This window comes from Streptomyces sp. NPDC050548 (genome assembly GCF_044457385.1).
Classification (GTDB): Bacteria; Actinomycetota; Actinomycetes; order Streptomycetales; family Streptomycetaceae; genus Streptomyces.
Map to the genome: position 1 here is coordinate 83,036 of NZ_JBITGV010000015.1, position 13,592 is coordinate 96,627.

Below are 13,592 nucleotides of genomic sequence, written 5' to 3' on the forward strand. Positions count from 1 at the left end.
ACCGCCCATGAGAAGCCGGATAGTCATGTCCATGCTCGCCGGGGCGACCCTCCTGGCGAGCGCCCTTCTAGGCGTGAGCCCTGCCCAGGCGGTCGATGCGAAGGCTCGATCAGCCGACGTCCCCGCCGAGTTCGGCACCGACTGGCACGACCCCCTGACCGCCGCCCCGCCCATCGCCAGGCCCGCCGGCAAGTCCTGCCAAGTCACCCTCGCCGACACCGAGTTCCGCGACTTCACCCCGTACCAGGGGACGTACACACCGCCCAAGGCCTGCGGCGACCACTGGAGCAAGGTCGTGCTCCGCCTCGACGGCACGGTCAAGGGGCGCCAGTACGACCGGCTCGGCTACCTGCATGTCGGCGGGGTCGAGATCCTGCGCACCTCGACACCGGAGCCCTCGCCCGACGGCATCGCATGGTCCGTCGAGAAGGACGTCACCCGCTACAGCGCCACCTTCCGCAGCACCCAGAACGTCGAGATGCTCATCGGCAACGTCGTCGACGACACCTACACCGGAGTCATCGGCGTCAAGGCCACGCTGACGTTCTACGAGGGGAGACCCGCGGCGGCGCAGACCCCCGACCGCGTCTTCACCCTCGGCACCGACTCGACCGTCACCACCCCGCGCAACAGCGAACGCATCGTCGCCGAGGTGTACGCCACCGGATCCGGCGGCGGCTGCGAGGAGTTCTGGTATCTCGCGGTGCCCGACTCGGCGCCGTACTCCTGCCAGGCCGACAAGGGCCCCTACCGCGAGGTGCAGATCAAGGTCGACGGCCAACTCGCCGGAATCGCCGCGCCGTTCCCGAACGTGTGGACCGGCGGCTGGTCCGACCCCTTCCTCTGGTACGTCATTCCGGGCCCGCGCGCCTTCGACGTGAAGCCGATCGAATACGACCTCACCCCCTTCGCCGGGCTGCTCAACGACGGCCGCCCGCACCATGTCGACGTCTCCGTCGTGGGCGTGCCCGAGGGGCAGAGCGGTTGGAGCGCGCCGGTGAACGTGCTCGTCTGGCAGGACGCGCACCGCGCCCACGTCACCGGAAAACTCACCCTCGACCGGGCGGGCGCGCTCGCCAACTCCTCGACGTACACGCCCGGTTCGGAGGAACGCGTGGACACCGACGCGGGCCACCGGCTGACCGTCGCCGGATACGTCGACACCTCGCACGGGCGGGTGGCGACCACCGTCGACCGGAAGCTCACGAACACCTCCGTGCACCGCTGGATCGACGGCGAGAACATGGACGGGCTCGACGCGACCTGGACGGACGACGAGTCGGTGACCGTCGACGGACGGGGACCGGCCCGGACGACGACCACGTATCGGACGTACACGATCAACGGCGCGACGACGATCGGGACGGACGACCGGCTGCGTACCGTACTCACGCTGGGCGACCGGGCGGCGGTCGTCGATACGCGGGACGGTCGGCGGACCGGTTGGTCGCGGCTCGACGACACCTACAGCGGTGACGCGACGTACACGCTCAACGTGCCCCGTGATCAGCGGCATGCCGTCGGGACGTCGAGCGAGCGCTATCGGCTGTACGGCTCGGGCGGCTGCTACGACCGTTCGCTGGCGACCGCGCAGGGGGTGCTGACCGAGGACCGCAGCGGCTGCTGAGCCGTCGTGCGTGCGACGCGTCACTCAGGTGCGTGTTTTACACGGCTGTCACACGGAGGTTTTCCGGGGGATCAACAACGGCTTCAAAGTGATCCACCGGAAGCCGCTTTCCGTATCGCAGAAGTCACCCCACCCGACTTCCGCGAACGACCGTCCCCCTCCAAGGAGTGCCCGTGCCGCCGTCCGTCCCGTCCCTGCCGCGACGCGTCGCACGCATACTGCGTACCTCTCTCTTCGCGCAGGTCGCCTGCGCGCTCGTCCTCGGAATCCTCGTCGGAAAGCTGTGGCCCGACGTGGCCACGGACTTCCAGCCCCTGGGCGACGGATTCACCCGGCTCATCAAGACGATCATCTCGCCGCTCGTGTTCTGTGTGGTCGTCGTCGGCATCGCCAAGGCCGGTGACCTGAAGGCCTTCGGCCGGATCGGCCTCAAGGCGCTGATCTGGTTCGAGGTCGCGTCCACCGCGGCGCTGATCATCGGCCTGGTCCTCGCCAACGTTGTCCAGCCCGGTTCCGGGATGCACGTCGACCCGTCCACGCTCAACACCTCGGCGGTGGACGCGAAGACGGGCGGTGCCGCGCTGCCCTCGACGACCGAGTTCATCGTCAACGCGCTGCCCACCAGTTTCATTGGCGCCTTCGCCGAGAACTCCCTGCTCCAAGTCCTCATCCTGGCCTGCCTGGTGGGCGCCGCGCTGCTCCACCTCGGCCACACCAAGGTGCCGCGGGTGCTGCCCGCGATCGAGCAGGCGCAGGAGATCATCTTCGCGATCGTCGGCTTCGTGATGCGGCTGGCCCCGCTCGCCGTGTTCGGCGCGATGGCCGTCCTCGTCGGCCAGTACGGGCTCGGCGTGATCAAGACCTACGCCAAGCTGATCATCCTCTGCTATGTCGCCGCCGCGCTCTTCGTCGCCCTGCTCGCCGTAGCGCTGCGGCTGGTCACCGGGCTCAGCCTCTGGAAGTTCCTCCGCTACATCCGTGAGGAGATGCTCCTCGCCCTCGGCACCGCCTCCACCGAGTCGGTCATGCCGCGTGTGATGCAGAAGCTGCGCAAGGCCGGCGCCCGTGACGACGCCGTGGGCCTGGTGCTGCCCACCGGCTACTCCTTCAACCTCGACGGGGCCTCCCTCTACCTGTCCATCGGCACGCTGTTCATCGCCCAGGCCGTCGGCGTCGACCTCAGCCTCGGCCAGCAGATCACCGTGATCCTGGTGCTCATGCTCACCAGCAAGGGCATGGCCGGCATCCCCGGCTCGGCCTTCCTCGCCCTGTCCGCGACGGCCTCCTCGCTGGGCGCGATCCCGGCCGGCGCGGTCGCCCTGCTCCTCGGCGTGGACCGCATCATGGACTCGATGCGCGTCGTCACCAACCTCCTCGGCAACTGCGTCGCCGTCTTCGCGGTCTCCCGCTGGGAAGGCGCGCTGGACATCGAGCGGGCGAAGAAGGTCCTGGACGGCGAGATCACGGTCGTAGAAGACGACGCCGCGGAGATCGATGGGGAGGGAGACGCGGAGGTCCCCGCGCAGCTCGTCAAGGAATCGGCCTCCGAGGCCGGTTGAGCCCTGTCGTGACGGGTCGCGGCTCCTGATCCACCCAGGTGGTGGGGAGTCGCGGCCCGTTCTTCTATGCGTGGTCGACGAGGTCCGCCGGGTAGGGCTGGTCGAAGTCCGCCGACTGGCTCACCCGCTGCCATGCCTGCGCCTGTGTGATCTGGTCGCGCGAGTAGTTCTGCGCCAGCTCCACGGCATAGGCGCCCAGGAGGAGGTGTGAGGGCAGGGTCGGCTGCTTGACGACCCGGACCAGAATCTCCCCGGCGCGCTTCGGGTCGCCGGCGGCGGTCACGGGGCCGTCGAAGAGGCGGATCAGCGCGCCGACGGTCTCGTCGTACTCCGGCGGTACCTCCGGGATCTGCATCGACGAACCGGCCCAGTCTGTCGCGAAGCCGCCCGGTTCCACCACGAGGTACCTGATGCCGAACGGCGCGGTCTCGGCCGCGAGCACGCGGGTGAAGCCGTCGACCGCGAACTTCGCCGCCTGGTACGACCCGAGTCCGGGATTGCCGCCGACCCGGCCGCCGACCGACGAGAACTGTACGACCGTGCCCGAGCCCTGTGCCTTGAGGAACGGGAGCGCTGCCGTCGAGACGTTGTAGACGCCCCAGAAGTTCGTGTCGAACTGGCGGCGGAAATCGTCCTCAGGGGTTGTCTCGACCGGGGAGAGGTTGGCGTACCCGGCGTTGTTCACGACCACGTCGATCCCCCCGAAGCGGTCGACTCCCGCCTGTAGAGCCGCCGTTGCCGCCGCTCGGTCGGTGACGTCGAGCGCGACGGGGAGTACGCGGTCGCCGTACTCCTTCACGAGGTCGTCCAACTGCTCCGGCTTGCGTGCCGTGGCGACGACCCGGTCGCCGCCCTCCAGGGCGGCGACGGTGAGATTGCGGCCGAAGCCGCGGGATGAACCGGTGATGAACCATGTCTGCGTCATGGCTCTAGCAAAACACTGTTTCGTTATTAGTGCAACTGGGTTGCGCTATGCTCTGGGTCATGAGCACGCCCAGTCCGCAACGCGCCCGCAGTGCCGCTGCCAAGCAGCAGCGCGAACGGGCGATTCTCGACGCCGCCCAGGCGCTCGGCGCCGAACGCAGCGTGCGCGAGGTCACGCTCACCGACATCGCCGCGGCCGTGGGCATGCACAAGTCCGCCATGCTGCGGTACTTCGAGACGCGGGAGCAGATCTTCCTGGCGCTGACCGCCGAGGGCTGGGAGGGCTGGTCGGCGGCGCTCCGCGCACGGCTGAGTGAATTCACCGATGTCACCGATGTCACCGATGTCACCGATGCCACCAATGCCACCGAAGTCGCCGACGGGGATCGCGGCACGATCGCGGCCGTCATCGCGCAGTCACTCGTCGTGCGACCGTTCTTCTGCGACCTGCTCGCTCAGGCTCCGTTGAACCTGGAACGCAATGTGTCGCTGGAGTCCGTGTACGCGTTCAAGACCGTCGTACTCGGTGAAGTCGCCGCCGTGGCAGCCGAGTTGTGCCGACTGCTCGCGATCACCGAGCGTGCCGCCGTGGATGTGATCGCCACGGCCACGAGCATGGCCGGGGCGCTCCTCCAGATGGCCGCCCCCGGTACCCGGCTCCGTACGCTCTACGAGACCCATCCCGAGTTGGCGCACGCGCTGGTCGACGTCGAGCCCCAACTGACGCGCATCCTCACGGCGTTGCTGAACGGCATGCCATCGGCGGAGAGGTGAAGTGCCGCCAGTGACTCACGCCGTCGACGACCGCCCGCGCGTGCTCGCGAAACGGCTGCGGTAGTGCGTCGGTGTGGTGTCCAGATGGCGGGCGAAGGCGCGGCGGAGGGTCTCGTCGGTGCCGAGCCCGCTGTGGTGTGCCGCGGAGGTGACGCTGTGGCCTTCGAGGAGCAGGTGCTGGGCTCGGTCCAGACGGACCCGTTCGACCCAACGGGCCGGTGTGGTCCCGAGTTCGGTGCGGAAGAGCCGGGTCAGGTGCCGGGTGCTGACGGCCGCGGTCGCCGCCATGGCGGGCAGGCTGTGATCGGCGGCGGGGTCGGCCAGCACGGAGGCGATCAGTGACCGTAGGGGATCGGTGCGCGGTGGCGGGGTGGTGGTCGCAGTGGAGAACTGCGACTGGCCGCCCGGGCGTTGCATGAAGACGACCAGTTCGCGGGCGACGTCCCGGGCCACGGCCGCTCCGTGGTCGTCCTCGACGAGGGCGAGCGCCAGGTCGATCCCGGCGCTGATGCCCGCCGAGGTGACGAAGCGGCCGTCGCGGACGTGGATGGCGTCCGGGTCGACGCGCACCCGGGGGTAACGGCGCGCCAGCGTCGCGGCTTGTCGCCAGTGGGTCGTGGCCGAACGGCCGTCGAGCAGGCCGAGTTCGGCGAGGACGAAGGCGCCCGTGCAGACGGATGTGACTCGTGCGGCATGGTCGGTGAGGGCGCGGGTCGTGCTCAACAGCCTTTCCTCGGCGGGGTGTTGGGCCAGCAGGTCGCCCCCGGCGACCACCACCGTGTCGACCGGCCCGGCGTCGGCCGCGGTCACCGTGCCGGTCAGGGTCAGTCCGCTGGCGGTGGTGACCGGGCCGCCGTGCGGAGAGACCAGCACCAGCTTGTAGGGATGGCCGAGCTTGCCCGACTGGTGCAGCACCTCGGCCGGACCGCTGATATCGAGCATGGTCACGCCGTCGAAGACGATGAAGCCGACCCGAGGGGGCGAGGCCGCCGTCATGTCCGAATCCGTGGTTTTCGTGGCTCTGAGGACATGGTCCCAGCGTACGCCTCCGAAGATCCTTGAGGCACAGGCCATCGAGGAGAGGGAAGAACGATGAGTGAAGTGATCGCAGGCGTGGAGATCCCGGACAGCGCGCTGGCACGGGAGGTGACGGAACTGGTGCGCGAGGCCGCGTCGCCGCTGCTGTTCGACCACTCGCGGCGGGTGTTCCTGTGGGGCGCCCTGCGCGGACGGGAGCAGGGGCTCAGCTACGACCCCGAACTGCTCTATGTCGCCGCGATGTTCCACGACCTCGGGCTCACCGAGAAGTTCCGCAGGACCGACCAGCGCTTCGAGATCGACGGCGCCGACGAGGCCCGCCGGTTCCTGCACGCGCACGGCATCACCGGTGAGCCGGCCGACCGGGTCTGGACGAGCATCGCCCTGCACACCACCCAGGAGATCCCACTGCACATGTCGGCCGAGATCGCCCTGGTCAATCGGGGTGTGTCGCTGGACGTCGTGGGCATCGGCTACGACGCCGTCTCCGACGAGCAGCGCGCGGCCGTCGTGGCGGCGCATCCCCGTCCGGACTTCAAGAACGGGATCCTCGCCGCCTTCACCGAGGGCATCAAGGACCGCCCCGAGACCACCTTCGGCAACATCAAGGCGGACGTACTGGCGCACTTCGTCCCGGGCTTCGTGCGCGGCGACTTCGTCGAGAAGATCAAGGACTCGGACTGGCCGGAGTGACGCCGTGGCGACCGCCGGTGGTCAGCAGGTCCGCCCGTGCTTCTCATGGGACCCGTGCTTCTCATGGGTACCGGGCGTCCCGTCCACCAGCGTGTCCAGCAGCGTGCGCAGCACCTCGCGCTCCACATTCGTGAGCGGCGCGAGGATCTCGTCCGCGGCGCCCCGCCGGGCGCTGCGCAGCTCGCTGAGCGCCTTGCGGCCGTCGTCGGTGATCTCGATCCGGATGACCCGCCGGTTGGACGGGTCGGGCACCCGCCGCACCTTGCCGCTCGCCTCCAGGCCGTCGACCAGTGTCGTCACGGCGCGCGGCACCACCTCAAGGCGCTCGGCGAGGTCGGCCATGCGCGGCGGCGACCCGAAGTGCGCGAGGGTGCGCAGCAGCCGGGACTGGGCCGGGGTGATGCCGAGGTCGCGCTGCTCCAGATGGCGCTTCTGGATGCGGTACACCCGGCGGGTGAGCCGGAGCAGCTGCTCCGCGAGGAGGCCTTCGGAATCGGGGGTGGTCATGCGGGAACAATATCAGGACCTGGTTCATTGTGAGTATAGGTAACAATGAGCTATGCTCCACCAGATCTCATTGCTCCACGAGTTCTGAGTGCTCGACCAGTCCTGATCACCTCACCATCCGCAGGAGACCATGCCCCGCGACGAAATCAAATGGACACCGTCCCCCGGCACCTCGACCGACCAGCCCCGGCAGGTGCGCCGCATCCTCAAGCTCTTCAAGCCCTACCGCGCCCGGCTCACGGTCGTCGGCCTGTTGGTCGGCGCCGCGTCCCTGGTCACCGTGGCGACGCCGTTCCTGCTGAAGGAGACGCTGGACGTCGCCATCCCGCAGGGCCGCACCGGACTGCTGAGCCTGCTCGCGCTCGGCATGATCCTGAGTGCCGTCCTGACCAGCATCTTCGGCGTCCTGCAGACCCTCATCTCCACGACGGTCGGCCAGCGCGTCATGCACGACCTGCGCACCGCCGTCTACGGTCGGCTGCAGCGCATGTCGCTCGCCTTCTTCACCCGGACCCGCACCGGCGAGGTCCAGTCCCGCATAGCCAACGACATCGGCGGCATGCAGGCCACCGTCACCTCCACGGCCACCTCCCTGGTGTCGAACCTGACCAGCGTGGTCGCCACGATCATCGCGATGGTCGCCCTGGACTGGCGGCTCACCGTCGTCTCGCTGCTGCTGCTCCCGGTCTTCGTGTGGATCAGCCGCCGGGTCGGCAACGAACGCAAGAAGATCGCCACCCAGCGCCAGAAGCAGATGGCCGTGATGGCCGCCACGGTCACCGAGTCGCTGTCCGTCAGCGGCATCCTGCTCGGCCGCACCATGGGCCGCTCCGACTCGCTCACCCGGTCCTTCTCGGAGGAGTCCGAGGGCCTGGTCGACCTGGAGGTCAGGTCGAACATGGCGGGGCGCTGGCGCATGGCCGTCATCTCGATCGTCATGGCCGCGATGCCCGCCGTCATCTACTGGACCGCCGGAATAGCCCTCCAGATGGGCGGCCCGGACGTCTCGATCGGCACCATCGTCGCCTTCGTCTCGCTCCAGCAGGGCCTGTTCCGTCCGGCCGTCAGCCTGTTGTCGACCGGCGTCCAGATCCAGACCTCGCTGGCGCTCTTCGCGCGGATCTTCGAGTACCTCGACCTCCCGATCGACATCACCGAACGCGAGAACCCGGTCCACCTGGACAGCATCAAGGGCGAAGTCGCCTTCCAGGAGGTCGAGTTCCACTACGACGAGAAGAGCGGCCCGATCCTCGACGGCATCGACATCACCGTCCCGGCCGGCAACAGCCTCGCGATCGTCGGCCCGACCGGCGCCGGAAAGTCGACCCTCGGCTATCTCGTGCCCCGGCTCTACGACGTGACGGGCGGCCGGGTCACCCTCGACGGGGTCGACGTCCGCGACCTGGACTTCGACACGCTCGCGCGTGCCGTCGGCGTCGTCTCCCAGGAGACGTACCTCTTCCACGCCACGGTCGCCGACAACCTCCGCTTCGCGAAGCCGGACGCCACCGACGAGGAGCTGTACGCGGCGGCACGCGCGGCGCAGATCCACGACCACATCGCGGGCCTGCCCGACGGGTACGACACGGTCGTCGGCGAGCGCGGCCATCGGTTCTCCGGCGGCGAGAAGCAGCGGCTGGCCATCGCGCGCACGATCCTGCGCGACCCGCCGGTCCTCATCCTCGACGAGGCGACCAGCGCCCTCGACAACCGCACCGAAGCGGCCGTCCAGGACGCCATCGACGCCCTGTCGGCCAACCGCACCACGCTCACCATCGCCCACCGCCTGTCCACCATCCGCAGCGCCGACCAGATCGTGGTCCTCGACTCCGGGCACCTGGCGGAACGCGGCACGCACGAAGAACTGCTGGAACTGGACGGGCGGTACGCGGCCCTCGTACGTCGGGACGCCCAACTGGAACCGACAAGCTGAACCGAAACCGACAAGCTGAAGATATGCCGGGATTGTGACGATATGCGGGTTACCGTGCCCGCATGCAGATGAACACTCCGCCACGGAGCACGATTCGACTGACCCGCCGGGGCCGGGTCGCCCTCATCGCGACCGGGGCCGTCGTGGCCGGCACCGCCGTGGCGGTGCCGCTGCTCAGCCTGGAGGGCGAGGGGGACGCACGCCCCACCTCGCTGGTCATCCCGGAGGGCTGGCGCTCGGGCCAGATCTACGACGCCGTCGACAAGGCTCTCGCGCTGCCGGCCGGCACCACCAAGAAGTCCATCCCGAAAGCCGGCCTCAAGCTGCCGAACGACGCGGAGGGCAACCCCGAGGGCTACCTCTTCCCGGCGACCTATCCGCTGAAGGAGAAGGCCACACCGGAGTCGCTGCTGTCGTTCATGGTCAACACCGCGAGCCAGAAGTTCAACGGAGCACCCGTCGCCGCCGGCGCCCAACGCAACGCGATGAACGTCTACCAGGCCGTCACCATCGCGAGCATCGTGCAGGCCGAAGCGGCCTCCAAGGCCGACATGGGGAAGGTGGCCCGAGTCATCTTCAACCGCCTCGAACGCGGGATGCCGCTCCAGATGGACTCGACCATCAACTACGCCCTCAACCGCACCACGTTGAGGACGACCACGAGCGACACCCGGGTCGACAGCCCCTACAACTCCTATCAGCGCATGGGCCTGCCGCCGACCCCGATCGACAACCCGGGCGAGGACGCGATGCGCGCCGCGATCAACCCGCCCCCGGGCGACTGGCTCTACTTCGTCACGGTCAAGCCCGGCGACACGCGCTTCGCGGCCACCTACGAGGAACACCAGCGCAATGTCGCGGAGTTCAACGCGGCCCAGAAGAGCGGCAGTTCACAGCCCACGAAGTGATCCGCCCGGGACGACGTCGGGCGGCGACCGGCTCCCCGGCCGGCAGCCGTCCGATGTCCCGTGGGGCTGTGCCGAGGCGTATGCGGACGGTCTCCGCAACGGGCGGGGCGGTGCTCGGCGGCGGCTGTTTCTCCGGCGCGGAGTTGCTCGATGGTGGCCATGGCCGCGCGGCCGGCGTCGTGGGCGGTTGCTCGCAGGCCGTCCGTGGCCGACGAGCGGGAGGCGCGGATCGGCGGCGGCATGCGCGCTCTCGCCCTGGTCACTCCGCCCTGCCCACGAAGCGCCCTCGCCGGAACAACCTCAGACCGCCACCGGCTCCCCGGCCAACAGCCGTCTGATGTCCCGTACGGCCGCACGGCCCGCGCGGTTGGCGCCGATGGTGCTCGCGGAGGGGCCGTAGCCGACGAGATGGATGCGCGGATCCGCGGCCACCCGGGTGCCGTCGAGGCGGATGCCGCCGCCCGGGCCGCGCAGCTTCAGCGGTGCCAGGTGGTCGATCGCGGCCCGGAACCCGGTCGCCCACAGGATGACATCGGCGTCCACATGCCGGCCGTCGTCCCAGGCCACGCCGTCGGGGGTGATCCGGTCGAACATCGGCTGCCGGTCCAGGACTCCGTCCGCGATGGCCTGCCGGATCGCGTCGTTCAGCGGCAGCCCGGTCACGGAGACGACACTCCTCGGCGGCAGCCCCTGCCGTACCCGCTCCTCCACCAGTGCGACGGCGGCCCGCCCCACGTCCTCGGTGAAGGGCCCCTCGCGGAAGACCGGCGGACGCCGGGTCACCCACGTCGTGGCCGCCGCGTACGGCGCCAGCTCCAGCAGATGCTGCGTACCGGACGCACCTCCGCCCACCACGACCACCCGCAGCCCGGCGAACTCCTCGGGCCCCGGATACTGCGCGGTGTGCAACTGCCGTCCCCGGAACGTCTCCTGGCCCGGATAGCGCGGCCAGAACGGCCGGTCCCAGGTGCCGGTCGCGTTGATCAGCGCCCGCGCCGACCACACCCCGTCCGACGTCTCCACGAGCAGCCGCCCGCCCTCGCCCTCCCGTACCGCCCGCACATCCACGGGCCGCCGTACCCGCAGGTCGAAGGCGCGTTCGTAGGCCGCGAAGTACTCGGCGACGACTTCGGAGGACGGCCGGTCCGGATCTCCGTCCGTGAGTTCCATGCCCGGCAGCGCGTGCATCCCGTGGACCTTGCCGTACGTCAGGGACGGCCACCGGAACTGCCAGGCGCCGCCCGACGCGGGTGCGTGATCCAGCACCACGAAGTCGCGCTCCGGCTCGAAACCGGTGCGCCGCAGGTGATAGGCGCCGGCCAGTCCTGCCTGCCCGGCGCCTATGACGACCACGTCGACCTCACGGGTGTTGTTCACGCTTCTACGAACAGCACCGAGGCCGTGGATCTTCCCGAAACCCTCCCGCGCGCTCAGCGCCCGCTGCCCACCAGGAACGGCACACCCGCCCGTGCCGGCCCCTCGACCAGCCCGCGCGCCGCCAGCTCGGGAATCACGCCCTCGCCGAACCAGTACGCCTCCTCCAGGTGTGGATACCCGGACAGCACGAAGTGCTCGACGCCCAGCGAGTGGTACTCCTCGATCAGATCGGCGACCTCGGCATGGCTGCCCACGAGCGCGGTGCCCGCACCGCCCCGGACGAGACCGACCCCCGCCCACAGGTTGGGGTGGATCTCCAGATCGGCGCGCGAACCGCCGTGCAGCGCCAGCATCCGCTGCTGGCCCACCGACGCACTGCGCCCGAGGGCGGTCTGCGCCGCCGCGACGGTGTCCGCGTCGAGGTCGTCGAGCAGCCGGTTCGCGGTCGCCCACGCCTCGGCCGACGAGTCCCGCGAGATGGTGTGCAGCCGTACCCCGAACCGCACGTCCCGCCCCTCGCGCTCGGCGAGCCCGCGAATCCAGTCGATCTTCTCCTTGACCTGTGCGGGCGGTTCTCCCCAGGTGAGATAAACGTCCGCATGCCGGGCGGCGACCGGCCCGGCCGCCGCCGACGACCCACCGAAGAACACCTGCGGCACCGGATCGGGCGGCAGCGCGGTGAGCCCGCCCTCGACCTGGTAGTGCACACCGTCGAAGTCGTACGGCTCTCCCCGCCAGACCCCTCGTACGACCGACAGGAACTCGTCCGTACGCGCGTACCGCCGGTCGTGGTCGAGATGGTCGCCGAAGCGTCGCTGCTCGGCCGAGTCGCCACCGGTGACCACGTTGAGCAACAGCCGCCCGCGCGTGAGGCGTTGATAGGTCGCCGCCATCTGCGCGGCGAGCGTCGGCGAGATCACCCCCGGCCGGAACGCCACCAGGAACTTCAGCCGCTCGGTGTGCTGCGCGAGCGCCACGGTGGTCAGCCAGGCGTCCTCGCACCACGTGCCGGTCGGCGTGAGCACCGCCTCGAAGCCCAACTGCTCGGCGGCCTTGGCGATTTGGGCGAGGTACTCGATGTCCGGCGGGCGCACCCCGCGGACCGTTCCCGCTCGGCTGGGCCCGTAGGCGTGCCGGTCGACGAGCGTACGGCCGTCGCCGCCGGTCGGCAGGAACCAGTGGAGACGGACCGTCATCTCACTTCTCCTTGTAGACGCGCGGCGCGGTCGTCGAGACCGGCAGGCCGCCGTTGAAACGGGTGTCGACGAACTGCGCGAAATCGACTTTGCCGGGGATCAGCTTCAGCGAGGTGAACTGGTCCGCGATCGCCTGCTCCGAGGCGATCAGCGGCTTGTCCACGGCGACCGCGATCCGGGAGGCGTTGGTGCGCTTCACCGAGGCCAGCGCCACCGCGTACGGCAGCCCGGTGTCCTTCGCCCACACCTTGGCCCACGCGTCGGGGTGGTCGTAGACCCAGTCCTGGGCGCGCCGCAGCCGCTCAAGATAGTCCTTGATGGCCGCGGCCTTCTTGCCGTCGGCCAGCGCGGAGGGCGCCGCCACCTGGAAGTTGAGCCCGTTGACCAGGCCCTGACCGGTCGTCAGGATGCGCCCCTGCTTCGCTTCGAGGATCTGCGAGGTGTACGGGTCCCACACCGTCCACGCGTCCACCTTGCCGCTGGTGAACGCGGCCAGGGCGTCGGCCGGCTGGAGGTACTTGACCTTGACGTCGCTGAGGGTGAGCCCGGCTGCCTTGAGGGAGGCGATCAGCTGGTAGTGCGCGGAGGAACCCTGCGCCACGGCGATGGACTTGCCCTTGAGCTGCTCCAGACTGGTCAGCTTGGAGTCCTTCGGTACGAGGATGGCCTCGCCCTGGGAGTTGCCGTGCCAGGCGGCCACCACCTTGATCTTGGAGCCCGCGCCGGCGGCGAACACCGGCGGGGTGTTGCCGACGCCGCCGATGTCGACGGCCTTGGCGTTGACGGCCTCCAGGAGCGGCGGGCCGGAGGTGAACGTGGACCACTTGATTTTGTAGTTCAGGTTCTTGAGTTCACCGGCGGCCCGCAGGATCGCCTCTGAACCACCTTTCTGATCACCGACGTCGAGCGTGACGGAACCCGTGCCGTCGGTGTCGGTCCCCGTGCTGGCGGAGGAGTTGCCACCGCAGGCGGTGAGCAGGAGGGCGAAGGGGAGGAGCAGCGCGGCGGGGACGAGGTGACGTCGCATGGGGGATCCGTTCTGTGCAAGTGAGCGGT

The 13,592-nt window shown here is 69.6% G+C and carries 12 protein-coding genes; 6 read left to right on the forward strand and 6 right to left on the reverse strand.

The annotated features are described in order from the left end of the window. The first annotated feature begins 7 nt into the window (after positions 1-7). Positions 8-1,627: a peptide-N4-asparagine amidase gene (locus tag ACIBJH_RS34280; RefSeq protein ID WP_399120807.1), complete on the forward strand. Its 1,620-nt coding sequence runs from the start codon at positions 8-10 to the stop codon at positions 1,625-1,627. 173 nt (positions 1,628-1,800) lie between these two features. Then, complete coding sequence (locus tag ACIBJH_RS34285; RefSeq protein ID WP_399120808.1) at positions 1,801-3,186, forward strand: cation:dicarboxylate symporter family transporter; 1,386 nt, start codon at positions 1,801-1,803, stop codon at positions 3,184-3,186. A 64-nt stretch (positions 3,187-3,250) separates the two neighbouring features. Here the strand turns inward: ACIBJH_RS34285 and ACIBJH_RS34290 are convergent, their stop codons facing one another. After that, positions 3,251-4,111: an SDR family NAD(P)-dependent oxidoreductase gene (locus tag ACIBJH_RS34290; RefSeq protein WP_399120809.1), complete on the reverse strand. Its 861-nt coding sequence runs from the start codon at positions 4,109-4,111 to the stop codon at positions 3,251-3,253. A gap of 59 nt (positions 4,112-4,170) precedes the next feature. Here ACIBJH_RS34290 and ACIBJH_RS34295 point away from each other — a divergent pair, with 59 nt between their 5' ends. Beyond that, a complete protein-coding gene (locus ACIBJH_RS34295) occupies positions 4,171-4,884 on the forward strand; it encodes a TetR family transcriptional regulator (protein WP_399120810.1) in 714 nt (237 codons plus the stop codon). Between the two features lie 15 nt (positions 4,885-4,899). On the opposite strand, the gene ACIBJH_RS34300 is transcribed toward ACIBJH_RS34295, so the two are convergent. Next, positions 4,900-5,880, reverse strand: a complete 981-nt coding sequence (locus ACIBJH_RS34300; RefSeq protein WP_399120812.1) for a GlxA family transcriptional regulator — start codon at positions 5,878-5,880, stop codon at positions 4,900-4,902. 96 nt (positions 5,881-5,976) lie between these two features. On the opposite strand from ACIBJH_RS34300, the gene ACIBJH_RS34305 reads away from it, so the two are divergent. Continuing rightward, positions 5,977-6,615, forward strand: coding sequence for an HD domain-containing protein (locus ACIBJH_RS34305; RefSeq protein ID WP_399120813.1), 639 nt, complete (start codon positions 5,977-5,979; stop codon positions 6,613-6,615). A gap of 21 nt (positions 6,616-6,636) precedes the next feature. Here the strand turns inward: ACIBJH_RS34305 and ACIBJH_RS34310 are convergent, their stop codons facing one another. Further along, positions 6,637-7,122: a MarR family winged helix-turn-helix transcriptional regulator gene (locus ACIBJH_RS34310; protein WP_399120814.1), complete on the reverse strand. Its 486-nt coding sequence runs from the start codon at positions 7,120-7,122 to the stop codon at positions 6,637-6,639. Between the two features lie 130 nt (positions 7,123-7,252). Between ACIBJH_RS34310 and ACIBJH_RS34315 the strand changes: the two genes are divergently transcribed. After that, complete coding sequence (locus tag ACIBJH_RS34315; protein WP_399120815.1) at positions 7,253-9,055, forward strand: ABC transporter ATP-binding protein; 1,803 nt, start codon at positions 7,253-7,255, stop codon at positions 9,053-9,055. Between the two features lie 62 nt (positions 9,056-9,117). Further along, complete coding sequence (gene mltG, locus ACIBJH_RS34320; RefSeq protein ID WP_399120816.1) at positions 9,118-9,963, forward strand: endolytic transglycosylase MltG; 846 nt, start codon at positions 9,118-9,120, stop codon at positions 9,961-9,963. A gap of 300 nt (positions 9,964-10,263) precedes the next feature. On the opposite strand, the gene ACIBJH_RS34325 is transcribed toward mltG, so the two are convergent. The 3 genes from ACIBJH_RS34325 to ACIBJH_RS34335 are packed head-to-tail and all read right to left on the reverse strand — an operon-like array spanning position 10,264 to position 13,563. Beyond that, a complete protein-coding gene (locus tag ACIBJH_RS34325) occupies positions 10,264-11,340 on the reverse strand; it encodes an NAD(P)-binding domain-containing protein (protein WP_399120817.1) in 1,077 nt (358 codons plus the stop codon). Between the two features lie 53 nt (positions 11,341-11,393). Beyond that, a complete protein-coding gene (locus tag ACIBJH_RS34330; protein WP_399120818.1) occupies positions 11,394-12,536 on the reverse strand; it encodes an LLM class flavin-dependent oxidoreductase in 1,143 nt (380 codons plus the stop codon). A 1-nt stretch (position 12,537) separates the two neighbouring features. Next, complete coding sequence (locus ACIBJH_RS34335) at positions 12,538-13,563, reverse strand: ABC transporter substrate-binding protein (protein ID WP_399120819.1); 1,026 nt, start codon at positions 13,561-13,563, stop codon at positions 12,538-12,540. Positions 13,564-13,592: the final 29 nt, after the last annotated feature.